Raw genomic sequence first — 24,921 nt, forward strand, 5'->3', positions numbered from 1 at the left:
TCTCGGGAACCGCACAGTGGACGCGTAGCAATAGTAAGGTGTGTCAAGTTGTCGGCTTATTAGTACCGGTCAGCTGCGAGAGTCGCTAGTCCTCTCTTCCACATCCGGCCTATTCACCCAGTGGTCTAGCTGGGAGCCTCTCGGGGCGAACCCCGTGGAAACCTCATCTTGAAGCAGGCTTCCCGCTTAGATGCTTTCAGCGGTTATCCCTTCCGAACGTAGCCAACCAGCCGTGCTCCTGGCGGAACAACTGGCACACCAGAGGTTCGTCCGTCCCGGTCCTCTCGTACTAGGGACAGCCCTTCTCAAGTTTCCTGCGCGCGCAGCGGATAGGGACCGAACTGTCTCACGACGTTCTAAACCCAGCTCGCGTACCGCTTTAATGGGCGAACAGCCCAACCCTTGGGACCTACTCCAGCCCCAGGATGCGACGAGCCGACATCGAGGTGCCAAACCATGCCGTCGATATGGACTCTTGGGCAAGATCAGCCTGTTATCCCCGGGGTACCTTTTATCCGTTGAGCGACGGCGCTTCCACAAGCCACCGCCGGATCACTAGTTCCGACTTTCGTCCCTGCTCGACCTGTCAGTCTCACAGTCAAGCTCCCTTGTGCACTTGCACTCGCCACCTGATTGCCAACCAGGCTGAGGGAACCTTTGAGCGCCTCCGTTACATTTTAGGAGGCAACCGCCCCAGTTAAACTACCCACCAGGCACTGTCCCTGATCCGGATTACGGACCGAGGTTAGGAATCCAGAACGACCAGAGTGGTATTTCAACGATGACTCCACCGACACTGGCGTGCCGGCTTCAAAGTCTCCCACCTATCCTACACAAGCCGTACCGAACACCAATACCAAGCTATAGTAAAGGTCCCGGGGTCTTTCCGTCCTGCTGCGCGTAACGAGCATCTTTACTCGTAGTGCAATTTCGCCGAGTTCGCGGTTGAGACAGCGGAGAAGTCGTTACGCCATTCGTGCAGGTCGGAACTTACCCGACAAGGAATTTCGCTACCTTAGGATGGTTATAGTTACCACCGCCGTTTACTGGGGCTTAAATTCTGAGCTTCGCTCCGAAGAGCTGACCCGTCCTCTTAACCTTCCAGCACCGGGCAGGCGTCAGTCCGTATACATCGTCTTGCGACTTCGCACGGACCTGTGTTTTTAGTAAACAGTCGCTTCTCCCTGGTCTCTGCGGCCTTCAAACGCTCCGGCAGCAAGTGCCTTCACGCCTCAGGCCCCCCTTCTCCCGAAGTTACGGGGGCATTTTGCCGAGTTCCTTAACCACGATTCTCTCGATCGCCTTGGTATTCTCTACCTGACCACCTGAGTCGGTTTAGGGTACGGGCGGCTAGAACCTCGCGTCGAGGCTTTTCTTGGCAGCATAGGATCACCCAATCATCCCGCATAAGCGGTCACCATCAGTTCTCAGGCTATGTGAGCTGCGGATTTGCCTACAGCTCGCCCTACAACCTTGGACGTGGTCAACCATCGCCACGCTGGGCTACCTTCCTGCGTCACCCCTGTTAATACGCTTACCTACTACCGGTTCGGGTCGTGCGCGCCACCATCACGTCCCCGAAGGGATCTAGATGGCTTTGGGCACTTAGCATCACCGGGCTCGGTATGGGCGGTTCTTCGCCGGTACGGGAATATCAACCCGTTGTCCATCGACTACGCCTGTCGGCCTCGCCTTAGGTCCCGACTTACCCAGGGCGGATTAGCCTGGCCCTGGAACCCTTGGTCATTCGGCGGACGGGTTTCTCACCCGTCTTTCGCTACTCATGCCTGCATTCTCACTCGTGTGGCGTCCACCGCTGGGTCACCCCGCGACTTCACTCGCCACACGACGCTCCCCTACCCATCCACACGCCTGGATCACGAAGACCTGGCTGATGTGTGAATGCCACAGCTTCGGCGGTGTACTTGAGCCCCGCTACATTGTCGGCGCGGAATCACTTGACCAGTGAGCTATTACGCACTCTTTCAAGGGTGGCTGCTTCTAAGCCAACCTCCTGGTTGTCTGTGCAACTCCACATCCTTTCCCACTTAGCACACGCTTAGGGGCCTTAGCTGGTGGTCTGGGCTGTTTCCCTCTCGACTACGGAGCTTATCCCCCGCAGTCTCACTGCCACGCTCTCACTTACCGGCATTCGGAGTTTGGCTGACGTCAGTAACCTTGTGGGGCCCATCGGCCATCCAGTAGCTCTACCTCCGGTAAGAAACACGTGACGCTGCACCTAAATGCATTTCGGGGAGAACCAGCTATCACGAAGTTTGATTGGCCTTTCACCCCTAACCACAGGTCATCCCCCCGGTTTTCAACCCAGGTGGGTTCGGTCCTCCACGCGGTCTTACCCGCGCTTCAACCTGCCCATGGCTAGATCACTTCGCTTCGGGTCTAGAGCACGCGACTGTGACGCCCTATTCGGACTCGCTTTCGCTACGGCTTCCCCACACGGGTTAACCTCGCCACGTACCACTAACTCGCAGGCTCATTCTTCAAAAGGCACGCCGTCACCCCTGCTAGGGAGGCTCCGACGGATTGTATGCACACGGTTTCAGGTACTATTTCACTCCCCTCCCGGGGTACTTTTCACCTTTCCCTCACGGTACTTGTCCGCTATCGGTCACCAGGGAGTATTTAGGCTTAGAGAGTGGTCTCTCCAGATTCACACGGGATTTCTCGGGCCCCGTGCTACTTGGGATACCTCTCGGGAGGCCACGCCATTTCGTCTACGGGGGTTGCACCCTCTGTGCCAGGCCTTTCAATGCCCTTCGACTATGACGCGACTTTCTGACTCCCTGGGAGCTCGGCAGAACTCCCTGAAAGGTCCCACAACCCCGACTACGCAACGCCTGCCGGCTATCACACGCAATCGGTTTGGCCTTCTCCGCTTTCGCTCGCCACTACTCACGGAATATCTCTTCCTGTGGGTACTGAGATGTTTCACTTCCCCACGTTCCCTCCACACGCCCTATATATTCAGGCGCAGGTAACTGGACATGACTCCAGCTGGGTTTCCCCATTCGGAGATCCTCGGATCACGGTTCGTTTGCCAACTCCCCGAGGCTTATCGCAGGCTACTACGTCCTTCTTCGGCTCCTGGTGCCAAGGCATCCACCGTATGCACTTAAAAACTTGCCACAAAGACTTACTAAAAGATGCTCGCGTCCACTGTGCAGTTCTCAAGCTACGGGCGGTCCCACCCTTTCCCGGCGCCTACCCCGCAACAGCGAAGCGGTTCCTCCGGTCCAGATGGTCCGACGCACCGACCTCCCGGTCGGCCCGAGGTCCAGGCTCTCGCCCGTTCCCTCAGGACCCAACAGCGTGCCTAGCTCGACTCCCGTGTTCCGGTTCCGACCCCGAAGGGTGTACTGGGAACACGAAGACACCGAGCAACTGGTCGATGTTCCACCCATGAGCTACCCACCTCGGATCGAACGTCCGAGTAGTAGGCCCTGGACACCTTGCGGTGCCAAGAAGCTCCTTAGAAAGGAGGTGATCCAGCCGCACCTTCCGGTACGGCTACCTTGTTACGACTTAGTCCCAATCGCTGGTCCCACCTTCGACGGCTCCCTCCCAAGGGTTGGGCCACCGGCTTCGGGTGTTACCGACTTTCGTGACTTGACGGGCGGTGTGTACAAGGCCCGGGAACGTATTCACCGCAGCGTTGCTGATCTGCGATTACTAGCGACTCCGACTTCATGGGGTCGAGTTGCAGACCCCAATCCGAACTGAGACCGGCTTTTTGGGATTCGCTCCACCTTGCGGTATCGCAGCCCTTTGTACCGGCCATTGTAGCATGCGTGAAGCCCAAGACATAAGGGGCATGATGATTTGACGTCATCCCCACCTTCCTCCGAGTTGACCCCGGCAGTCTCCTATGAGTCCCCACCATGACGTGCTGGCAACATAGGACGAGGGTTGCGCTCGTTGCGGGACTTAACCCAACATCTCACGACACGAGCTGACGACAACCATGCACCACCTGTATACCGCCCTTGCGGACCCCGTGTCTCCACGAGTTTTCGGTATATGTCAAGCCTTGGTAAGGTTCTTCGCGTTGCATCGAATTAATCCGCATGCTCCGCCGCTTGTGCGGGCCCCCGTCAATTCCTTTGAGTTTTAGCCTTGCGGCCGTACTCCCCAGGCGGGGCACTTAATGCGTTTGCTGCGGCACGGAACTCGTGGAATGAGCCCCACACCTAGTGCCCAACGTTTACGGCATGGACTACCAGGGTATCTAATCCTGTTCGCTCCCCATGCTTTCGCTCCTCAGCGTCAGTTGCGGCCCAGAGACCTGCCTTCGCCATCGGTGTTCCTCCTGATATCTGCGCATTCCACCGCTACACCAGGAATTCCAGTCTCCCCTACCGCACTCTAGTCTGCCCGTACCCACTGCAGGCCCGAGGTTGAGCCTCGGGTTTTCACAGCAGACGCGACAAACCGCCTACGAGCTCTTTACGCCCAATAATTCCGGACAACGCTTGCGCCCTACGTATTACCGCGGCTGCTGGCACGTAGTTAGCCGGCGCTTCTTCTGCAGGTACCGTCACTTTCGCTTCTTCCCTGCTGAAAGGGGTTTACAACCCGAAGGCCTTCATCCCCCACGCGGCGTCGCTGCATCAGGCTTGCGCCCATTGTGCAATATTCCCCACTGCTGCCTCCCGTAGGAGTCTGGGCCGTGTCTCAGTCCCAGTGTGGCCGGTCGCCCTCTCAGGCCGGCTACCCGTCGTCGCCTTGGTGAGCCGTTACCTCACCAACAAGCTGATAGGCCGCGAGTCCATCCCAGACCGAAATTCTTTCCAGACGCTACAGATGCCCGTGCGTCTCGTATCCGGTATTAGCTCCGATTTCTCGGGGTTATCCCAGAGTCTGGGGCAGGTTACTCACGTGTTACTCACCCGTTCGCCACTGATCACCCGGAGCAAGCTCCGAGGTCACCGTTCGACTTGCATGTGTTAAGCACGCCGCCAGCGTTCGTCCTGAGCCAGGATCAAACTCTCCGTAGATGTCTATAGGCACCCACACCCGAAGGCATGGACGACCGACACACGAAGCGGCCCCGAAGGACCTGTTCTCATCTGGCCTCGATCAAATGTTCAACTGACGTAAAACATTCGTCTCAACCAAGTCACCGAGCCAGGCAGACCCGCACCACAACGGCACGAACCACACCCGAACACGACGACAACTTGGCATCGACTTTCGGCACGCTGTTGAGTTCTCAAGGAACGAACGCTCATCCATCCAGACCCTTCGGCCCATCCGGAGGCAACTTCTCAATCTTACCCCATCGGCGGGCCGTTATGATCCGTGAGGATCGACCCGACGTCTGGGCCCGCGTCTCAGCCGGCGACATGAGTGTCACCGGCTGGTCTTCGGGGAGTCCTCCGCTGGGACCGGCCGCGGCGCTTGGCGCCTCTCGTCCGTTCCTCCCGTCCGGAGCAACAGGTAGGACTCTACGCACACGCCGTCGCGAGCGTCAAACCAGGCGTGGCCCGCCGTTCATCCGGCCGTCGTCGCCACGACACCGGTCACGGGGCGAGCTCGACGACGGCCAGCGTGCGCTTGCCCCGACGGAGCACGGCCCACCGTCCGTGGAGGAGGTCGGCCGCCTCCAGGACCGCCTCGGGGTCAGTCACCCGCACGTTGTTGACGGAGATCCCACCCTCATCGATCGCCCTCCGGGCGGCACTACGCCCCGCAACGAGACCAGCGTGCACGAGTGCGTCGATGATCGGTGCACCGAGGACGGCCTCAGCGTGCGGGAGCTGCTCGACCGCTGCCCCGAGCGTGGTTGCGTCGAGGTCCCCGAGATCTCCTCTGCCGAAGAGTGCCCGGCTCGCGGCGACCACGGCCGCCGTCGCCCCTCGGCCGTGCACGAGGGTCGTCACGTCGTCTGCGAGCGCTCGCTGCGCCTCGCGAGCCGCCGGGCGCTCGGCGACCGCCCGCTCGAGCTCCGCGATCTCCTCCCGGCTGCGGAAGGTGAACGTCTTGAGGTAGCCGACGACGTCCGCGTCCTCGGTGTTGAGCCAGAACTGGTAGAAGGCGTACGGGGTCATCAGGTCAGGCGCCAGCCACACAGCGCCGCCCTCCGACTTGCCGAACTTGGTCCCGTCCGACTTCGTGATCAGCGGTGTCGTCAAGGCGTGCACCGCAGCGTGCTCGCTCTTGCGCACGAGCTCGACGCCGGACAGCAGGTTGCCCCACTGGTCGTTGCCTCCCGTCTGCAGGGTGCACCCGTGGCGCCGGTACAGCTCGAGAAAGTCCATGCCCTGCAGGATCTGGTAGCTGAACTCCGTGAAGCTGATCCCCTCGTCGCTCGCGAGGCGCCGTGCCACGGTCTCCTTCGTGAGCATCGTGCCGAGCCGGTAGTGCTTGCCGACCTCACGGAGGAAGTCGATCGCCGACAGGTCACCGGTCCAGTCGAGGTTGTTGACCATGCGAGCGGGGTTCTCGCCGTCGAAGTCGAGGAACGCGGAGATCTGCACCCGTAGCCGCTCGACCCACTCGGCGACCGTCTCGGGCGTGTTGAGCACGCGCTCCCCCGACATGCGCGGATCACCGATCAGCCCCGTCGCGCCACCTACCAGCGCGAGCACCCGGTGGCCTGCGCGTTGGAGGTGCCGGAGCAGGACCAGCTGGACGAGGTGCCCGTGGTGCAGGCTCGGCGCCGTCGGGTCGAACCCGCAGTAGAGCGTCACAGGCCCCGCTGAGAGGGCCTGCCTCAGGGCGGGCTCGTCAGTCGTCTGGGCCACGAGGCCACGCCACCGCAGCTCGTCCAGGATGTGCACCACGTGCTCCTCGTCTCGTCGTCCGCCCACCGCGGGCAGGTGCGGTGCCTAGTGTGCCGTCCCTGCGCCGCCGCTCCGACCGACGTCCGTCCCGCGGCGCGCGCGGGGTGCGGACGGGCCCGGACGGAAGACCGACACCGTGGGCTCGCCGTCGAGCCAGAAGCGCCACGGGAACGCCACAGCGTCACCGCCCTCGCCCGACACCCCCACCCGCGGGCCCGTGCGGATCCGCGGGCCGTCCGGCGCCGGTGGGGCGAGCCGCAGCCGCAGGCGTTCCCCGTCGACGACGTCGGTGCCCAGGTCGTCGAGGGCGATCCCGAGCGCCACCGCGAGGCGAGCGGGGCCGCGCGCGAGGTCGACCTCGCTGCGCGCGACCCCCGCGCGCGTGCGGCGCTCGTGCGCGAGCGCCACGCCGTCGACGACCTCGCCGGCCCGCAGCAGCACGGCCGAGGCCAGCCCGCTGCGCCCCGTGACCACGTTGGCGCACGTGTGCAGCCCCATGTGCCGGTACACGTACAGGTTGCCGGCTGGGCCGAACATCACCTGGTTTCGCCGGCTTGGGCCGCGGAACGCGTGGCTGCCCGGGTCGCACTCGCCGTCGTACGCCTCGACCTCCGTGAGGCGCACGGTCACGTCACCCTCGGGGGACGACGACGTGAGGTACGCCCCGAGGAGCAGCGGGGCGACCTCGAGGACCGGGCGTGCGAGCACCTCATGGAGGTCGCTCACGGCGTCACCGGGGCAGTACCGTCCACCCGCAGGTCAGCAGCTGCTCGCGTCCCCTCCCGTGCGAAGTGCTCCGCCTCGCCCCGCATCCACCGCTGCCACTCGTCACGCATCTGCTCGCCGTCACGCGCCAGGCCTCGCTCGAGGCGCACGTCGCGCGGTGCCTCGACCCACAGGACGAGGCTCGCGAAGGCACGCACGCGGCGCGAGGCGCTCCCGCAGCCCTCGATCACCAGGACGTCGCTCCTCGGCACGTCGACGAGCTCGGCCCAGTCGGAGGCGACCCAGTCGTAGCGGCGGTAGCGGGCCGGCCGTGCCGCTGCGAGGGGTTCGATCACCTGGGCGAGGAGCCGGTCCTCGACGCCGTCGAGCCCTGACCAGCCCTCGTAGACGTCGTCGAGGTGGATCACCGGCCCGTCGAGAGCGCCGGCGAGGCGCCCTGCGAGGGTGGTCTTACCGGAGCCGGCCGGGCCGTCGACGCACACCAGCCGGATACCACCGAGCCGCGCCTGGCGTCCTCGCACCGCGTCGGCGAGCTCCTGCACCGAGGTCACCGCCGCGACCACGTCCGGAGCTCGGCCGAGCGCGCCCGGGCGGCGGCGAGCTGCTCGGCCACCCTGACGGGCGCCGTGCCGCCGGTCGCGGAGCGCGAGGCGATCGACCCCTCGACCGTCAGCACCGAGCGCACCTCGGGCGTGAGGTGCGGCGAGATCCGCACGAGGTCGTCGTCGGACAGGTCCCACAGCTCGATCCCGCGGTCCTCGCACTCACGGACGCACTCCCCCGCGACCTCGTGCGCGACCCGGAACGGCACGCCCGCACGGACGAGCCACTCAGCGACGTCCGTCGCCAACGAGAATCCCTGGGGCGCGAGCTCGGCCATGCGCGCGGTGTCGAAGCTCAGCGTCGCGACCATCCCCGCGAAGGCCGGGAGCAGCACCTCGAGCGTGTCGACCTGGTCGAACACCGGTTCCTTGTCCTCCTGCAGGTCGCGGTTGTACGCGAGCGGCAGGCCCTTGAGGGTCGTGAGCAGGCCCGTGAGGTCCCCCACGAGCCGACCCGCCTTCCCGCGGGCGAGCTCGGCGACGTCGGGGTTCTTCTTCTGCGGCATGATGCTCGACCCGGTGGAGTACGCGTCGTCGAGGCGGACGAAGCCGAACTCCTTGGTCGCCCAGAGCACGACCTCCTCCGCGAGCCGCGAGAGGTCCACGCCCGTCATCGCAGCCACGAACGCGAACTCGGCGACCACGTCCCGGGCCGCCGTGCCGTCGATCGAGTTCTCGACCGGGCCGTCGAAGCCCAGGTCGGCGGCGACGGCGGCCGGGTCGAGGCCGAGCGACGAGCCTGCGAGTGCGCCCGAGCCGTACGGGGAACGCGCAGCCCGGCGGTCCCAGTCGGTCAGCCGCTCGACGTCCCGCAGGACCGGCCACGCGTGCGCGAGCAGGTGGTGAGCGAGCAGGACGGGCTGCGCGTGCTGCAGGTGCGTGCGGCCCGGCAGCGGGGCCCCCGGGTGCGCGGCCGCCTGGGCGACCAGGGCGTCGACGACGTCCAGGAGCAGCCCGGCGATCGTGCGCGCCTCGTCGCGCAGGTACATCCGCACCAGCGTGGCGATCTGGTCGTTGCGCGAACGGCCAGCGCGCAGCTTGCCGCCCAGATCCGGCCCCGCCCGCTCGATGAGCCCGCGCTCGAGGGCCGTGTGGACGTCCTCGTCGTCGTCTGCCGCGGCGAAGGCACCGGAGGCGACGTCCTCGTGCAGGCGGTCGAGTGCGTCGAGCATGCGAGCGAGCTCGTCGTCGTCGAGCAGACCTGCGCGGTGGAGGACGCGTGCGTGAGCGCGCGAGCCAGTGATGTCCTGGCCCGCGAGACGCCAGTCGAACTGCGTGCTCTTCGACAGGGCCGCGAGAGCGTCCGCGGGGCCGCCCGCGAACCGGCCGCCCCACAGGCTCACCCGCGCGCCCTCGGCGCCGCTCTCCGTCATCGCTCAGCCCTCCGTCGGCAGCTCGCCGGTACCCAGGTCGACCCCGTTGCCGAAGCGCACGTCGCGCGCCGCCGAGAGCTTCGCCTGCAGGCCGTAGATCTCGATGAAGCCCTTGGCGTGCGACTGGTCGAACGCGTCGCCCGTGTCGTACGTCGCGAGGCTGAAGTCGTAGAGGCTCGCCTCGCTGCGCCGACCGGTGACCGTCGCGCGACCTCCGTGCAGCACCAGGCGGACCTCGCCCGTGACGTAGCGCTGGGTGTCGGCGATGAAGGTGTCGAGCGAGCGCTTGAGCGGCGAGAACCACATGCCGTCGTAGGCCAGCTCGGTCCACCGCTGCTCGACGCCACGCTTGAATCGCGCCTGCTCTCGCTCGAGGGTGACGTTCTCGAGCTCGGCGTGCGCCGCGATGAGAGCCATCGCACCGGGCGCCTCGTACACCTCACGGCTCTTGATGCCGACCAGGCGGTCCTCGACGATGTCGATCCTGCCCACGCCCTGGGCGCCCGCACGGCGGTTCATCTCCTGGATCGCCTCGAGCGGGGTGACCGGGACGCCGTCGAGCGCGGTCGGGACGCCCTGCTCGAACGTCACCACGACCTCGTCCGCGACGGGCGGGAACGTCGGGTCGTCGGTGTAGGTGTAGACGTCCTTGGTCGGAGCGTTCCAGATGTCCTCGAGGAAGCCTGTCTCGATCGCGCGGCCCCACACGTTCTGGTCGATCGAGAACGGGTTGTGCTTCGTGGTCTCGATCGGCAGCCCGTTGCGCTCGGCGTACTCGATCGCCTTGTCGCGCGTCAGCGCGAGGTCGCGAACCGGCGCGATGCAGCGCAGGTCCGGGGCGAGCGAGGTGATGCCCACCTCGAAGCGGACCTGGTCGTTGCCCTTGCCGGTCGAGCCGTGCGAGACCGTCGAGGCACCGAACTGCCGCGCCGCGCGCACGAGGTGCTTGACGATCACCGGCCGCGAGAGCGCCGACACGAGCGGGTAGCGGTCCATGTAGAGCGCGTTCGCCTGGAGCGCGGGCATGCAGTACTCGGCCGCGAACTCCTCCCGCGCGTCGGCGACGTAGGCCTCGACCGCGCCGCAGTCCAGGGCGCGGCGACGGATGACCTCGAGGTCCTCCCCGCCCTGGCCGACGTCGACCGCGACGGCGATCACCTCGGCACCGGTCGCCTCGGCGATCCAGCCGATCGCGACAGAGGTGTCGAGACCTCCGGAGTAGGCCAGCACCACACGTTCAGTCATCTCAGGTCTCTCTCTAGGTGGGAGCGTCGGTGCGCTCGTCCGTTCAGGGGGTTCGTGGAGGTTCAGCTGCCGGCGAGCTCGAGGAACCGACGTGCGACGGCCTCGCCGCCGTCCGTCTCGCGGGCGATCACGAGCACGCTGTCGTCGCCCGCGATGGTGCCGAGCACACCCGGCAGCACCGAGTGGTCGATCGCCGAGGCCAGGAACTGCGCGGCTCCCGGCGGGGTGCGCAGCAGGACGAGGTTCCCGGAGGCCTCGGCGGTCACGAGGAGCTCGACGCACAGGCGCGCGAGACGCGCCGCGAGCTGCTCACCCGCGAGCGGTGCCTGGGGTCGCCGCTCCCCTCCTTCGGGTGGCAACGCGTACGCCAGCGCACCGTCCGCCGAGCGCACCTTCTCCGCACGCAGCTCGACGAGGTCTCGCGACAGGGTGGCCTGCGTCACCGTGAGCCCCTCGGCCGCGAGCGCGGCCGCGAGCTCGCCCTGCGAACGGATGGCGGTGCGGGTGAGCACCCGGGTGATGAGCGCGTGCCGCGCCGCCTTGGTCGTCGGCACGGCCGCACCGACGGGCTCCGCGCTACGGAGGTCGGCGTCGCTCATCGCGCCTCCAGGAGCCACGCGAGCAGCGCCTTCTGGGCGTGCAGGCGGTTCTCGGCCTCGTCGAAGACGACCGAGGCCGGGCCGTCGATGACCTCGGCCGTGATCTCCCTGCCGCGGTAGGCGGGGAGGCAGTGCAGCACGACGGCGTCGCGCCGTGCCGCAGCGAGGCGTGCGGCGTCGAGGCGGTAGGGCCCGAAGAGCGCCTCCGCGTCCTCCCCGGACGTCACGTCGCCCATCGACACCCACGTGTCCGTCGCGAGCACGTGGGCGCCCGCGACGGCCTCCTCGACGTCGGTGGTGACCTCGACCGAACCACCAGTGCCGCGGGCGATCTCCGTGGCGCGCTCGACCACGGCGACCTGCGGATGGCGGTCGGCCGGCGTCGCGATCCTGACGTGCAGGCCGGCCGTGGCTCCGCCGAGCAGGTAGGACTGCGCCATGTTGTTGGCGCCGTCGCCGAGGTACGTGAGCACCTGGCCCCCGAGGCCGTCGACTCCCCCCGCGACGTGCTCGGCGATCGTCAGGAGGTCAGCCAGCACCTGGCACGGGTGGAACTCGTCCGTGAGCGCGTTGACGACCGGGACGCCGGCGTGCGCCGCCATCTCCTCGAGCCGGCCCTGTGCGAAGGTGCGCCACACGATCGCAGCCACCTGGCGGCCCAGGACACGCGCGGTGTCCGCGACGGACTCGCGCACCCCCACCTGCGCGAGGTTGCCGTCGACCAGCATCGGGTGGCCGCCGAGCTCGGCGATCCCGACCGTGAAGGACAGCTGGGTACGCAGCGTCGGCTTGTCGAAGAGCACGGCGACCGTGCGCGGCCCCGCGAGCGGACGTGCCGCGAACCTCTCGGCCTTGAGCCGGGCAGCGAGGTGCAGCACGTCGCGCTGCTCGGCCGGGCTCAGGTCGTCGTCGCGCAGCAGGTGACGGGTCACGGCTCCTCCTCCGGAGGCACCGTCGCGAGCATCTCCACGAAGGAGCGCAGCTGCTCCCACGTGACGACGAGAGGCGGTGCGAGCCGCAACGCCGTCGGCGTGACGGCGTTGACGACGAAGCCCGCCTCGAGCGCGAGACCGGCGACCGGCGCCGACGGGCGGGTCAGCTCGATCGCGACGAGCAGACCGACAGCTCGGACCTCTCGTACGCACGGCACCTGCGAGAGGGCCGTGCTCAGCCGGTCACCCATGTCGAGGACGTGCGCGAGGAGGCCGTCGCGCTCGATCACCCCGAGGGTCGTCAGCGCCGCTGCCGCGGCGACCGGGTTGCCCCCGAACGTCGTGCCGTGCTGACCCGGACCGAGGATCGAACCCGCACGCTCCCCGAGTCCGATGACGGCTCCGACCGGGAACCCGCCGCCGAGGCCCTTGGCGAGTGTGATCACGTCCGGCACGACGCCGCCGCCGATCTCGGGACGCTGGTGCGCGAACCACGCGCCCGTCCGCCCGATGCCCGTCTGCACCTCGTCGAGCACGAGGAGGGCGCCGTGCTCGTCGGCGAGGCGCCGGGCCTGCGCGAGGTAGCCCGGAGGCAGCGGACGCACCCCCGCCTCGCCCTGCACGGGCTCGACCACGATCGCCGCGACGTCAGGGCCCATCGCCCGCGCGAGGGCGTCGACGTCGCCGAAGGGCAGGAACTCGACGCCGCCGGGGAGCGGTTCGAAGGGCTCGCGGTACGCCGCCTTGTGAGTCATCGCGAGCGCGCCCATGGTGCGGCCGTGGAACGCGCCCTCGAGAGCGAGGACCCGCGGGCGCCCCGTGCGACGCGCCATCTTCAGCGCCGCTTCGTTGGCCTCGGACCCGGAGTTGCTGAGGAAGACCCTCGAGCCCGCCGGAGCCTCGGCGAGCTCGAGCAGACGCTCCGCGAGCGCCACCTGGGTGGGCGTCGCGAAGAAGTTCGACACCTGCCCGAGCGTCCCGAGCTGAGCGGCGATCGCCGCCGTCAGCGTGGGGTGCGCGTGGCCGAGGGCGTTCACTGCGATGCCGCCGAGCAGGTCGAGGTAGCGACGCCCGTCCGCGTCCCAGACGTAGGCACCCTCGCCGCGCACCAGCACGCGTCGCGGGGGGCCGAACGTGTTCATGAGGGCGCGGCCGTACCGCGCCGTCCACTCGGCGACCGAGCCGCCGACCTCACCACCGGTCGACGACCCGGGCTCGACTGCGCTCACGGCGTACCCCCCGCGGCCGGGACGACCGGGACGGAACCCGTCCGCACGTCGTCGGGCAGGACCATGGTGCCCACACCGGCCTGCGTGAACACCTCCATCAGCACCGAGTGCGCCTGGCGACCGTCGACGACGTGCGCCTGCGGCACTCCCCCACGCACCGCGCGCAGGCAGGCCTCCATCTTCGGGACCATGCCCGACTCGAGGGACGGGAGCAGCTGGGCGAGCGCCGAGGCGCGGATGGTCCGCGCGAGCGACGACCTGTCGGGCCAGTCGGTGTAGAGGCCCTCGACGTCGGTCAGCACGATGAGCTTCGTCGCCCCGAGGGCGACCGCGAGGGCGGCGGCGGCCGTGTCGGCGTTCACGTTGAGCACCTGGGTCGGGTCGTCCACGTCGGGCGCGACCGTCGAGACCACCGGGATGCGGCCGGCGTCCAGCAGGTCCTGGACGGCACGCGGGTCCACGCCCACGACGTCGCCCACCTGGCCGACGTCCACCGGACGCCCGTCGACGGTCGCGGTGCGGCGGCGTGCGCTGAACAGGCCGCCGTCCTCACCGGAGAGCCCGACGGCGTGCGGTCCGTGCGCGTTGAGCAGGCCCACCAGCTCGCGCGAGACCTGGCCCGTGAGCACCATGCGGACGACGTCCATGCTCTCGGGTGTGGTGACGCGCAGGCCGCCGCGGAACTCGCTCTCGATGCCGAGGCGGTTGAGCATGGCGGAGATCTGCGGGCCGCCTCCGTGCACGACGACGGGGTGCAGGCCGACACGGCGGAGGAAGACCATGTCCTCGGCGAAGGCGCGCTTGAGCCGGTCGTCGACCATCGCGTTGCCGCCGTACTTCACGACGAACAGCGCGCCCGAGAACTCCTCGAGCCACGGCAGTGCCTCGATGAGCACCTCGGCCTTCTGATCGGGGCGGAGGTCGGTACGGACGTCGAGGCCCTCGAACGGGGCGTCGACGTGCGGGGTGGCAGGGGTCTGCTCGCTCATGTGGAGTACGCGCTGTTCTCGTGGACGTAGGCGTGGGTCAGGTCGTTGGTCCAGACCGTTGCGGACGCGTCGCCCGCGTGCAGGTCGACGTCGATGTGCACCTCGCGGTGCGCGGCCATGTCGACCTCCTCGCGCGGGGCGCCGGGACCGCCGGCCCGGCAGACCTGGACCCCGTTGACCGACACGTCGAGCAGGGCCGGGTCGAACGCGGCGACCTCCTCGGGCACCGTGCCCACCTGGGCGATGATGCGCCCCCAGTTCGGGTCGTTGCCGAACACCGCAGCCTTGACCAGGTTCGAGCGGGTGACTGCGCGCGCGACGGCGACGGCGGCGTCCTCGTCCTCGGCGCCACGCACCGTCACAGCGATGTCGTGGGTCGATCCCTCGGCGTCGGCCACGAGCGCGCGCGCGAGGACCGCGCACGCCTCGGTCACCGCGTCGCGCAGCTCGTCGACGGACACCTCGACCCCCGAGGCCCCGGACGCGAGCAGGGTCACGGTGTCAGAGGTCGACATGCATCCGTCGGAGTCGACGCGGTCGAACGTGGTGCGGGTCGCGCCGCGCAGCGCTGCGTCGGCCGCGGCCGCGTCGACCACCGCGTCGGTGGTGAGCACGCTGAGCATGGTCGCGAGGCTCGGCGCGAGCATCCCGGCGCCCTTGGCCATGCCGCCGACCGACCAGCCGTCGCGCCGCACGTGCACCGTCTTGGGTACCGAGTCCGTCGTCATGATGGCGACCGCCGCATCCGGACCGCCCTCGGACCCGAGCGCCCGGGCGGCGGCCGTCACGCCGTCGAGCAGGAGCTCACGCGGCAGGCGCTCGCCGATCAGTCCCGTCGAGCAGACCACGACGTCGCCCGCGGAGACGTCCAGCAGCTCGGCCACGTGCTCGGCCGTGCGGTGGGCGTCGGCGAAGCCCTCGGCACCTGTCGCGACGTTCGCCCCGCCCGAGTTGAGCACCACGGCACGGGCGACGCCGTCCGCGACGGCCTGGCGTGACCAGATCACGGGGGCGCCCACGACCCGGTTCGCCGTGAACACGGCGGCGGCCACGTCGAGCGGACCGTCGTTGACGACGAGCGCCACGTCGGGGGCGCCTGACGACTTGAGACCCGCGGCGACCCCGGCGGCCCGGAACCCGGCAGGTGCGGTGACACTCACGGTGCAACTCCTTCGACGGGGAGCCCGAGCGTCTCGGGCAGGCCCAGGGCGACGTTCATGGACTGGACGGCCGCACCCGCGGTGCCCTTGACGAGGTTGTCGACGGCGCACACCGCCACGACGCGGCCTGCGCGCTCGTCGACGGCGACCTGGACGAGGGCCGTGTTGGCACCGGCGACAGAGGCCGTGCTCGGCCACTGGCCCTCCGGGAGGAGATGCACGAAGGGCTCGTCGGCGTACGCCTCGTGCCATGCGGCGCGGACCGTTGCGGCGTCCGCGCCGGCGGCGAGCGGTGCCGTCGTCGTCGCGAGGATCCCGCGCGACATCGGGACGAGGACGGGGGTGAACGACAGCCCGACGTGGGCGGCCCCGACCGCACGCAGGTTCTGCTCGATCTCCGGGACGTGGCGGTGGGCGCCCCCGACGGCGTACGGCACCGCGGCGCCGAGCCCCTCGGACGCGAGCAGGTGGGTGCGCGCGGCCTTGCCCGCACCCGAGTACCCGACCGCGAGAACGGCGACGACGTCGTGCGGGTCGACCACCCCGGCGGCCACGCCCGGCTGGAGCCCGAGCGTCACCGCCGTCACGTTGCAGCCCGGGACCGCGACCCGGCGCGCGCCCGCGAGGACGTCCCGCTGCCGACGGCCGTCACGAAGCATGAGCTCGGGCATCCCGTACGGCCAGGTCCCGGCGTGCTCCGTGCCGTAGAAGCTCGACCACGCCTCGGGGTCCGAGAGACGATGGTCCGCGCCGCAGTCGAGGACGAGCACGTCCTCGCCACCCGCCTCGAGCTCCGCGGCGACGGCCGCCGAGGCCCCGTGCGGCAGCGCGAGGACGACGACGTCGTGGCCTGCGAGGCTCGCGGCGTCGGTGGGCGCGATCACGCGGTCGGCGAGCGAGCGGAGGTGGGGCTGATGCGCGCCGAGCAGGTCACCGGCCGACGAGTGCGCCGCCACGGTCCCGACCTCGACCTCCGGGTGGCTCGCGAGGAGACGCAGCACCTCACCACCCGCGTACCCGCTCGCACCGGACACCGCTACCCGCACCGTCATGTGCATGAATATACACAGGCCTGCATGGTGGCGCGAGGCGACACGGGAATCGGATGTCGACCGGCGTGGTTCGACGGTACATGCGCGCCATCCGAGCCATGGCCCCCGGCGGGCCCGACGTCCTGACCGCGAGCGACCTGCCCGATCCGCGGCCCGGGCCCGGCGAGGTGGTGGTCGACGTCGCCGCGGCGGGGGTCAACTTCATCGACACCTACCGGCGCTCGGGTACCTATCCGATGCCCTTCCCGCACGTCGTCGGGGGTGAGGGCGCGGGGACGGTCACCGAGGTGGGTGAGGGCGTGACCGACGTGCGCCAGGGCGACCACGTCGCGTGGCTCGACGGTTCGGCCGGCTCGTACCTCGAGCTGGCCACGGTCGCCGCACGCCACCTCGTCCCCGTTCCCGAGGACGTCACGCTCGAGACCGCGGCCGCTCTCATGCTGCAGGGGGTCACGGCGCACTACCTCGCGACCTCGACCTTCCCGGTGCAGCAAGGGCAGACCGTCCTCGTCCACGCCGGAGCCGGCGGCGTGGGCCTCCTGCTCACGCAGCTCGCGGTGGCCAGGGGTGCCCGGGTGCTCAGCACGGTGTCGACCGACGAGAAGGCGACGCTCTCGCGGGCCGCGGGCGCCGACGTCGCGCTGCGGTACGACGCCCTCGACGACCTGAGCACCGAGCTGCCGAGGCTCGTGCGCGAGATCACCGACGGGGAGGGCGTGCACACCGTGTTCGACGGCGTCGGACGCGCGACCTTCGACGCCTCGCTGGCCTCGCTGCGCCCGAGGGGCGGGCTCGCCCTCTTCGGCGGCGCCTCGGGTCAGGTGCCGCCGCTCGACCCGCAGCGGCTCAACTCGGCCGGCTCGGTGTACCTGACCCGGCCCAGCATCGGGCCGTACGTCGCGACCCGAGAGGAGCTCGTGGGCCGGACCGACGAGCTGTTCGCCGAGGTCGCCGCCGGGCGTCTCGACATCCGCATCGGCGCGCGGTACGCGCTCGACGAGGCCGCCGACGCGCACCGCGCACTCGAGGGACGCGCCACGACGGGCAAGGTGTTGCTGCTCCCCTGACGCACGCGCGGGCGTCCCCGGGGCACTGCAAGGCCACGAGGACGCCCGCGCGTCGTGAGGAGGTCAGGCCCGTAGCTCGGCCCCGCACCGCCGGGACGCCTCGGCGACCGCCGACTCCCGCACGGCGAGCGTCTCGGCGGCCGTGAGCGTCCGGTCGGGGGCACGCAGGCGCAGCGAGAAAGCCACCGAACGCCTCCCCTGGCCGACCTGCGGCCCCGTGTACACGTCGAACAGACGGACCTCCTCGACGACGTCGCCCGCGGACGACCCGGAGGCGCCGTCGTGCACCGCGGCCAGGAGCTCCGCCCCCGCGACGGTGTCGTCGACGACGAGGGCGATGTCCTCCTTCGCGACCGGGAACGTCGACACCGGGCGCGCCTGGACCGGCTCGGACGGTCGCGCGGCGAGCAGGGCGTCGAGATCCACCTCGAATGCCGACGCCCGGACCGGCAGGCGCAGCGCCTCGACGACCGTCGGGTGGAGCTCACCCGCGTAGCCGACGAGCGTGCCGTCCGGGAGCTCGAGCCGGGCGGTCCGCCCCGGGTGCCACGGCATGGGCGCGCCCTGGGCGGACACCGTGACCGGCGCACCGGCGGTGCGCGCCACGAGCTGCGCCGCCGCGATCGCGTCGGTGTGGTCGCCGCGTCGGCCCTCGCCCCACCAGCCCGCGCGTTCGCGATCACCCATGACCACGCCCGCGACGTGCCTCGGCTGGGGCGGCACGGCGCGGACGATCTGCGCGAGGACCTCGTCCGCGGGGCGAACGCCGCCGACGGGCGCGGGCGCGGGCGCGGGCGCCGGTGCCGGCGTCACGAGCCCGGTCTCGAACAGCGCGACGTCCTCGTTGCCCCGTGCCACGTTGCGCCGCGCGGTGTCGAGGAGCGTCACGAGGAGGTCGGTCCGCAGCAGCGGCTGCTCCTCCGACATCGGGTTCACGAGCCTGAGGCCACCACGACGCGGGTCGTCCGCGGCCAGGCCGAGCTCGTCGTACTGGTGCGGACCCACGAAGGGGTAGCTGAGCACCTCGACGAAGCCCGTGCGTGCGAGCGCACCAGCGACCGCCCGGCGCAGGCGCTGCGCCTCGGTCAGACCGAGCCCGGCGGGTGCTGTCGGCAGGATCGAGGGGATCGCGTCGTAGCCGCGCAGGCGCGCGACCTCCTCGACGAGGTCGACCGGCGTGAGCAGGTCGGGTCGCCACGACGGCGGGGTGACGTCCACCGCGCCGACCGCGTGGCGGCCGCCCCCGGGATGCTCCTCGCCCAGGACGCAACCGATCTCGACGAGCGTCTCGCGCACCTGCTCGGGCGTGTAGGCAACCCCCACGAGCCGACCGGGGAGATCCAGCGGCAGGGTCACCACGGCGGGGAGCGCCGGCTCGCCGACGTCCGTCACGGCGGCGTCGGCCTCGCCCCCGCCGTGCTCGACGAGCAGCTCGACGACGCGGCGCACCGCCACGAGCGGGAGCTGCGGGTCCACGCCCCGCTCGAAGCGTCGCGCCGCCTCGGTCGGGAGCTTGTGCCGGCGAGCGGTGCGCGCCACCGTCACGGGGTCGAAGTGCGCGGCCTCGACCAGGAGGTCGGTCGTCTGCTCGGACACCTCGCTCTCGGCCCCGCCCATGACGCCGGCGAGACCCAGCACGCGGCCGCCGCGATCGCCGCCGGGCGAGTCGGTGATCAGCAGGTCCTCGTCCACGAGCGTGCGCGTGACGTCGTCGAGGGTCGTGAGCCGTTCCCCCGCTCGCGCGCGACGCACGACGATCGGTGCTGCCACGCGCGCGAGGTCGTACGCGTGGAGAGGCTGCCCCAGGTCGAGCATCACGTAGTTCGTGACGTCGACAGCGAGCGAGATCGGGCGCATGCCCGCCTGCGTGAGGCGCTGCTGCATCCAGGCGGGTGACGGCGCAGAGGCCCGCACGCCGCGCACCACCTGCGCGACGAACCGGTCGCAGCCCGGCTGCCCGTGCACCGGCGCGGTGTCCTCGAGCGCGACCGCGAACCCGGCCTCACCCGGTCGCCACGCCGGCTCGCCGTCGCGAGGCAGGCCCCGGTCGGTGAAGACGGCGCCCGTGGCGTGCGCGTACTCGCGTGCGAGCCCACGCATCGAGAAGCAGTAACCCCTGTCGGGCGTCACGTTGACCTCGAGCACCTCGGCGTCGAGACCGAGCAGCCGACGCGCGTCCTGGCCCGGCACGACGTCGTCGTACCCCAGCTCCGCCAGCACGATGATGCCGGCGTGGTCCTCGCCGAGACCGAGCTCGCGCGCGGAGCAGATCATGCCGTCGCTCACGTGGCCGTACGTCTTGCGGCTCGCGATCGCGAAGCCGCCCGGCAGCACCGCGCCGGGCAGGGCGACGACAACCTGGTCACCCACGCCGAAGTTGTGCGCGCCGCAGACGATGCCGCGCGGGCCACGGGTGCCGTCCTCGCGCTCCTCGCCGTGCTCGGGCCCGACGTCGACGCGGCACCAGTTGATCGTCTTGCCGTTCTTCTGGGGCTCAGGCGTCAGTTCGACGACCCGACCCACCACGAGGGGGCCCGTGACGGCCGCCGGGTGGACGGCCTCCTCCTCGATGCCCACCCGCACCAGGGCGGTCGCGAGCTGCTCGGCCGTGGTGCCCGCAGGCAGCTCGACGTGCTCGGCCAGCCAGCCGAGAGGGATGCGCGGCATCAGACCACCCCATCCATCTGGAGGGAGAAGCGAACGTCACCCTCGACCATGTCGTGCATGTCGGCGATCCCGTGGCGCAGCATCAGCGTCCGCTCGATGCCCATGCCGAACGCGAAGCCCGAGTACTCGTCGGGGTCGACCCCGCACGAGCGCAGGACGTTCGGGTTGACCATCCCGCACCCGCCCCACTCGATCCAGCCGGGCCCGCCCTTCTTCTGCGGGAACCACAGGTCCATCTCGGCGCTCGGCTCGGTGAACGGGAAGAACGACGGACGCAGGCGGGTGCGTGCCTCGGGCCCGAACATCGCCCGTGCGAAGTGGTCCAGCGTGCCCTTGAGGTGGGCCATCGTGAGTCCCCTGTCCACCGCGAGTCCCTCGACCTGGTGGAACACGGGCGTGTGCGTCGCGTCCAGCTCGTCCGTGCGGAAGGTCTTGCCCGGGACCGCGACGTAGACCGGCACGCCGCGCTCGAGCATGGACCGCGCCTGCACGGGTGAGGTGTGCGTGCGCAGCACGAGACCCGACGACGCCGTCGCACCGTCCTGGGGGGCGACGTAGAACGTGTCCTGCATCTGCCGCGCCGGATGGTCCACCCCGAAGTTCAGGGCATCGAAGTTGAACCACTCGGCCTCGACCTCGGGACCCTCGGCGATCTCCCAGCCCATCGCGACGAACACGTCGGCGATGCGCTCGGAGATCACCTCGAGCGGGTGGCGAGCCCCACGCGGGGCACGGTCGACAGGCAGCGTGACGTCGACCGTCTCCTCGCGCAGCACACGCTCGTCGCGCTCCGCCTCGAGCACGGCCTGACGGGCGTCGTGGGCCGCCTGGAGCCGTGCGCGAGCGGTCCCCATGCGCCGACCCGCGTCAGCCTTCTCGGCGGGCTGGAGCCCACCGATCGAACGGTTGGCCAGGGCGACGGGGCTGCGGTCACCCAGGTGGTCGAGACGTGCGGTCTTGAGCTCGGCGAGGTCGCCGGCGGCCTCGAACGCCGCGATCGCCTCGAGGACGGCGGCCTCGACGGCGTCGTCGTCGAGCGGGGACAGGGGGTCAGCGTGGGACATGCGGACCTTCCGGGAGGGTGGGGGCCGTGCGGCCGTCGGGGAGTCTAGCGAGGCGCCCGTCCCGGACCCTGCCGCCGCCTCATCGGCGAACGGATGCGTGCAGCGTGCGCGCGGCCCGGTCAGGGCCGCGGAAATCGGCGGCGCACCACCGGCGTCGTGCGCTGCATGAGGCCATGCTGCCACAGCCCCTCATGGACGCGTCGCCAGGTCCGGGGTGAGGTCGAACCGGGCGACGTCCTCGTACAGGGGTCCCCCGCCGCGACCGGCCCCCGGACGCGAGTGGACGAGGAGGACGTGGTCGACCTCCCACGTGGGCCCCTCGTAGAGCGACAGCGCATGCACGAGGGCCTGCACCTGTGGAACCGCGCGACCCGTCCGGCGCGCGCGCCCGCCCCGCCCGGCGACCACCCGACCCACCGTGAGGTGCGGGCGATGGCGTGGCCGGTCGTCCTCCCGACCCGTGACGTCCGCGCCGACCGCCGCGGCCGCCGCGCTGAGACCGGTCATGGCCTGGACGTCTCCGGACGCGCCGATCCACAGCGTCCGGTGGGAGAAGACCCCCGCGCCGCGCAGGCTCAGCTCGAACGGCGCGGTCGCGCGCGCGACACCCGCGAGGTCGGCCGTGAGCTCCTCGACGGCGCCCTCAGGCACCTCACCGTAGAAGGCGAGCGTGAGGTGCCAGTTCTCCTCGGCCGTCCACCGGACGTCGTCGGGACGCGACGGCCCGAGGACGCCGAGCAGGGCGCCCGAGAGGTGCTCGAGGACAGGGATCGGCGGCCGGACGGCTGCGAAGAGACGCACGTCAGCGCGCCCTCTGGGCTCGCGCCGAGGCGTAGAGGCACACCGTCGCCGCGGTCGCGAGGTTGAGCGACTCCGCGCGCCCGTGGATGGGGACGCGGACGACGTCGTCCGCGAGGGCACGGTCCTCTGCGGACAGCCCCCACGCCTCGTTGCCGAAGACCCACGCCGTGGGCCGGGAGAGATCGGGGACGCCCTGCGGGGCGGCGCCGGCGACGTCGAGCAGGTCGTCGAGATCGTGCGCGCCGGTCCCGTCCGCCGCAAGGACGAGCAGCCCTGCCGCGCGAAGGTCGGTCACGGCGCGAGCGAGAGGCAGTCCGGTGACGACCGGGAGGTGGAAGAGAGAGCCGGCCGTCGACCTCACGACCTTCGGGTTGTGCACGTCGACACTCGCGTCGGTGAGAACCGCTGCGCGGGCGCCCGCGGCGTCGGCGGCCCGGATGACCGTTCCCGCGTTGCCCGGGTCGCGGGCGTGCGCGAGAACCGCGACGAGCCCGGGCTTCTCAGCGATGACCTCGGACCAGTCGTGCCGCCGCAGCGGCGCCACGCCCACGAGCTGCTGCGCGTCGGCGCTCATCGCCTCGAGGACGTCGGCCGTCCCCCGGTGCACGTGGACGCCGGCCGCGCCGACCGCCTCGGCGAGCAGCTCCGGGTAGCGGTCAGCCGCGACCGGACCCACGTACAGGTCGAGCGGCCGCGCGGTCCGGTCCCGCACGGCCTCACGGACCGCCTGCGGCCCCTCGACAAGGAAGCGCCCGTGCCGACGCCGTGCTGCCGCGCCTGCGAGCGCCCGCACCCACCGCACCCGGTCGGAGCGAGTACTCAGCAGGTCGGCCCCCGGGCCCGTGCCAGACGTCACGGCGCCAGTGTGCCAGGGCCGGGTACGACGAAGCCCCTGGGACCCGGTCCCAGGGGCTTCGTCGTGCGGGTGCGTCGCGTCAGGCCGCGGGGGCGTTGACGTCCTCCGGCAGCGCCTCGCGCGCCACGACGACGAGCGCGTTGAACGCGGTCGGGTCGTTGACGGCGAGCTCGGCGAGGACGCGACGGTCGACCTCGACACCCGCGGCCTTGAGGCCCTGGATGAAGCGGTTGTACGTCATGCCCTGCGCGCGGACCGCAGCGTTGATGCGCTGGATCCACAGCCGGCGGAAGTCGCCCTTGCGCGCCTTGCGGTCGCGGTAGGCGTAGACGAGGGAGTGGGTGACCTGCTCCTTGGCCTTGCGGTACAGGCGGGACCGCTGACCGCGGTAGCCGCTCGCGCGCTCGAGAGTCGTCCGGCGCTTCTTCTGGGCGTTGACCGCCCGCTTCACGCGTGCCACGTGATGCTCCTTGGGTTCGGGGGCTCACAGGTGGGCTCGGGGTGTGCGGTGCACACCCACGGGCTCACTTGCCGAGCAGCTTCTTGATCTTCGGGGTGTCGGCGGCCGAGACGACCTGGTCGGAGGCGAGGCGGCGGGTGCGACGGCTCGACTTGTGCTCGAACAGGTGGCGGGCGCCGGCCTGCTCGCGCATGACCTTGCCGCTGCCGGTGATCCGGAACCGCTTCTTCGCACCGGAGTGCGTCTTGTTCTTCGGCACTGGTGTGCTCTCTTCCTTCAGGCCGCCCGGCGGGGCGACGCGTTCGAGGTGCGGGCCGGCGGGCCCGCACACGTTCGGGACGACGGCTCAGGACTCCGCGGGGGCCTCGTCGGCACTCGGCGCTCCGCCCGCGGCGGCGGCCTCCTTGGCACGGCGACGCTCGTTCTTGGCCTCGGCCTTCTTCTTGACCGGGCCGAGCACCATCGTCATGTTGCGGCCGTCCTGCTTGGGCATGCTCTCGACGAAACCGAGCTCGGCCACGTCGTCCGCGAGGCGTTGCAGCAGGCGCACACCCATCTCGGGACGCGACTGCTCACGCCCGCGGAACATGATCATGACCTTGACCTTGTCGCCCGCCCGGAGGAACCGCTCGACGTGGCCCTTCTTGGTGCCGTAGTCGTGCGGGTCGATCTTGAGGCGGAAGCGGATCTCCTTGAGGACCGTGTTGGCCTGGTTGCGCCGGGCCTCACGCGCCTTCATGTCGGCCTCGTACTTGAACTTGCCGTAGTCCATGAGCTTGCAGACGGGCGGCCGTGCGTCCGGGGCGACCTCGACCAGGTCGAGGTCGGCCTCCTGGGCCAGCCGGAGGGCGTCCTCCACGCGGACGATGCCGACCTGCTCGCCGTTGGGGCCGACCAGTCGGACCTCGGCGACGCGGATCCGATCGTTGATGCGGGGCTCGCTGATGTGCTGCTCCTCGTGCTCGTCGTGGCGACCGCCGGACGCGAGAAAGGCCCCCGCTGCCGAGCGCGCGGAGGCCTGATCCGTCGGTCGCCCCCGCGAACGGGGCACGACACCTACGGCGCACGAGACGCCGTCCGGACCGAACCCGACACCTGTCGCCTCGAGGGCTGTCGGCACCTGGGTGGGAGTGGCTCCGCTTCACATCGCCGTCACGCCTGCAGCGACGGGCCCTCACGACGGAGGAACCGCAACCACGACGGGACGACGATCGGTCGCGCCCAGGTTACCACCCGGGCCGCCGGGACTCGACCCCTGCCGAGCCGCAGCGACACGACGGATGCGTACATTCTTGA

The 24,921-nt window shown here is 70.0% G+C and carries 19 protein-coding genes and 2 rRNA genes; 1 reads left to right on the forward strand and 20 read right to left on the reverse strand.

The genetic code is table 11. The features are described from left to right. Window positions 1-39: 39 nt before the first annotated feature. The 13 genes from GXB85_RS02990 to argC all read right to left on the reverse strand — a co-directional run bounded on the left by GXB85_RS02990 (window position 40) and on the right by argC (window position 16,710). Window positions 40-3,147 (reverse strand): 23S ribosomal RNA (locus GXB85_RS02990). A 347-nt stretch (window positions 3,148-3,494) separates the two neighbouring features. Beyond that, window positions 3,495-5,015, reverse strand: a 16S ribosomal RNA gene (locus GXB85_RS02995). The 16S and 23S rRNA genes sit together here, the layout of an rRNA operon. A gap of 525 nt (window positions 5,016-5,540) precedes the next feature. After that, window positions 5,541-6,803, reverse strand: coding sequence for a tyrosine--tRNA ligase (tyrS, locus tag GXB85_RS03000; RefSeq protein ID WP_161916141.1), 1,263 nt, complete (start codon window positions 6,801-6,803; stop codon window positions 5,541-5,543). Window positions 6,804-6,848: 45 nt separating this feature from the next. Next, window positions 6,849-7,529 (reverse strand): DNA-3-methyladenine glycosylase, encoded by a 681-nt coding sequence (locus GXB85_RS03005; RefSeq protein WP_161916142.1) that lies wholly within the window; start codon window positions 7,527-7,529, stop codon window positions 6,849-6,851. After that, window positions 7,526-8,080, reverse strand: a complete 555-nt coding sequence (locus GXB85_RS03010; protein ID WP_370523968.1) for an AAA family ATPase — start codon at window positions 8,078-8,080, stop codon at window positions 7,526-7,528. Before GXB85_RS03010 ends, GXB85_RS03005 begins: the two co-directional genes overlap by 4 nt. After that, entirely contained in the window at window positions 8,077-9,504 is a 1,428-nt protein-coding gene (gene argH, locus GXB85_RS03015) for an argininosuccinate lyase (protein ID WP_161916143.1), read from the reverse strand. The genes GXB85_RS03010 and argH overlap by 4 nt, the downstream gene beginning before the upstream one ends. Before the next feature lie 3 nt (window positions 9,505-9,507). Continuing rightward, window positions 9,508-10,749 (reverse strand): argininosuccinate synthase, encoded by a 1,242-nt coding sequence (locus tag GXB85_RS03020; RefSeq protein WP_161916144.1) that lies wholly within the window; start codon window positions 10,747-10,749, stop codon window positions 9,508-9,510. A gap of 62 nt (window positions 10,750-10,811) precedes the next feature. Beyond that, complete coding sequence (locus GXB85_RS03025) at window positions 10,812-11,348, reverse strand: arginine repressor (protein ID WP_161916145.1); 537 nt, start codon at window positions 11,346-11,348, stop codon at window positions 10,812-10,814. Then, the gene (gene argF, locus GXB85_RS03030; protein ID WP_161916146.1) at window positions 11,345-12,280 is read right to left on the reverse strand and encodes an ornithine carbamoyltransferase; all 936 of its coding nucleotides are present in this window, start codon (window positions 12,278-12,280) and stop codon (window positions 11,345-11,347) included. Before argF ends, GXB85_RS03025 begins: the two co-directional genes overlap by 4 nt. Next, window positions 12,277-13,509 carry an acetylornithine transaminase gene (locus tag GXB85_RS03035; protein ID WP_161916147.1) on the reverse strand — a complete coding sequence of 411 codons (1,233 nt, stop codon included), beginning with the start codon at window positions 13,507-13,509 and terminating at the stop codon, window positions 12,277-12,279. The genes argF and GXB85_RS03035 overlap by 4 nt, the downstream gene beginning before the upstream one ends. Then, entirely contained in the window at window positions 13,506-14,498 is a 993-nt protein-coding gene (argB, locus tag GXB85_RS03040; protein ID WP_161916148.1) for an acetylglutamate kinase, read from the reverse strand. Before argB ends, GXB85_RS03035 begins: the two co-directional genes overlap by 4 nt. Then, window positions 14,495-15,658 (reverse strand): bifunctional glutamate N-acetyltransferase/amino-acid acetyltransferase ArgJ, encoded by a 1,164-nt coding sequence (argJ, locus tag GXB85_RS03045; protein ID WP_161916149.1) that lies wholly within the window; start codon window positions 15,656-15,658, stop codon window positions 14,495-14,497. Before argJ ends, argB begins: the two co-directional genes overlap by 4 nt. Continuing rightward, window positions 15,655-16,710 (reverse strand): N-acetyl-gamma-glutamyl-phosphate reductase, encoded by a 1,056-nt coding sequence (argC, locus tag GXB85_RS03050; protein WP_202627479.1) that lies wholly within the window; start codon window positions 16,708-16,710, stop codon window positions 15,655-15,657. The genes argJ and argC overlap by 4 nt, the downstream gene beginning before the upstream one ends. Before the next feature lie 80 nt (window positions 16,711-16,790). On the opposite strand from argC, the gene GXB85_RS03055 reads away from it, so the two are divergent. Further along, entirely contained in the window at window positions 16,791-17,777 is a 987-nt protein-coding gene (locus GXB85_RS03055; protein WP_161916151.1) for a quinone oxidoreductase, read from the forward strand. A 63-nt stretch (window positions 17,778-17,840) separates the two neighbouring features. On the opposite strand, the gene pheT is transcribed toward GXB85_RS03055, so the two are convergent. The 7 genes from pheT to infC all read right to left on the reverse strand — a co-directional run bounded on the left by pheT (window position 17,841) and on the right by infC (window position 24,676). After that, window positions 17,841-20,444: a phenylalanine--tRNA ligase subunit beta gene (gene pheT, locus GXB85_RS03060; protein WP_161916152.1), complete on the reverse strand. Its 2,604-nt coding sequence runs from the start codon at window positions 20,442-20,444 to the stop codon at window positions 17,841-17,843. After that, window positions 20,444-21,508, reverse strand: coding sequence for a phenylalanine--tRNA ligase subunit alpha (gene pheS / locus GXB85_RS03065; protein WP_161916153.1), 1,065 nt, complete (start codon window positions 21,506-21,508; stop codon window positions 20,444-20,446). Before pheS ends, pheT begins: the two co-directional genes overlap by 1 nt. Before the next feature lie 189 nt (window positions 21,509-21,697). Next, window positions 21,698-22,309 (reverse strand): RNA 2',3'-cyclic phosphodiesterase, encoded by a 612-nt coding sequence (gene thpR, locus GXB85_RS03070; protein WP_161916154.1) that lies wholly within the window; start codon window positions 22,307-22,309, stop codon window positions 21,698-21,700. Window position 22,310: 1 nt separating this feature from the next. Beyond that, complete coding sequence (locus GXB85_RS03075; RefSeq protein ID WP_370523969.1) at window positions 22,311-23,165, reverse strand: TrmH family RNA methyltransferase; 855 nt, start codon at window positions 23,163-23,165, stop codon at window positions 22,311-22,313. Window positions 23,166-23,244: 79 nt separating this feature from the next. Then, on the reverse strand, window positions 23,245-23,625 hold the full coding sequence (rplT, locus tag GXB85_RS03080) for a 50S ribosomal protein L20 (RefSeq protein ID WP_161916155.1): 381 nt from the start codon (window positions 23,623-23,625) through the stop codon (window positions 23,245-23,247). A gap of 64 nt (window positions 23,626-23,689) precedes the next feature. Continuing rightward, window positions 23,690-23,884, reverse strand: coding sequence for a 50S ribosomal protein L35 (gene rpmI / locus GXB85_RS03085; RefSeq protein ID WP_161916156.1), 195 nt, complete (start codon window positions 23,882-23,884; stop codon window positions 23,690-23,692). Window positions 23,885-23,971: 87 nt separating this feature from the next. Beyond that, window positions 23,972-24,676 (reverse strand): translation initiation factor IF-3, encoded by a 705-nt coding sequence (gene infC, locus GXB85_RS03090; protein ID WP_370523970.1) that lies wholly within the window; start codon window positions 24,674-24,676, stop codon window positions 23,972-23,974. Between the last annotated feature and the right edge of the window lie 245 nt (window positions 24,677-24,921).

The organism is Cellulomonas sp. APG4 (assembly GCF_009996735.1).
In the GTDB taxonomy this organism is placed as follows: domain Bacteria; phylum Actinomycetota; class Actinomycetes; order Actinomycetales; family Cellulomonadaceae; genus Actinotalea.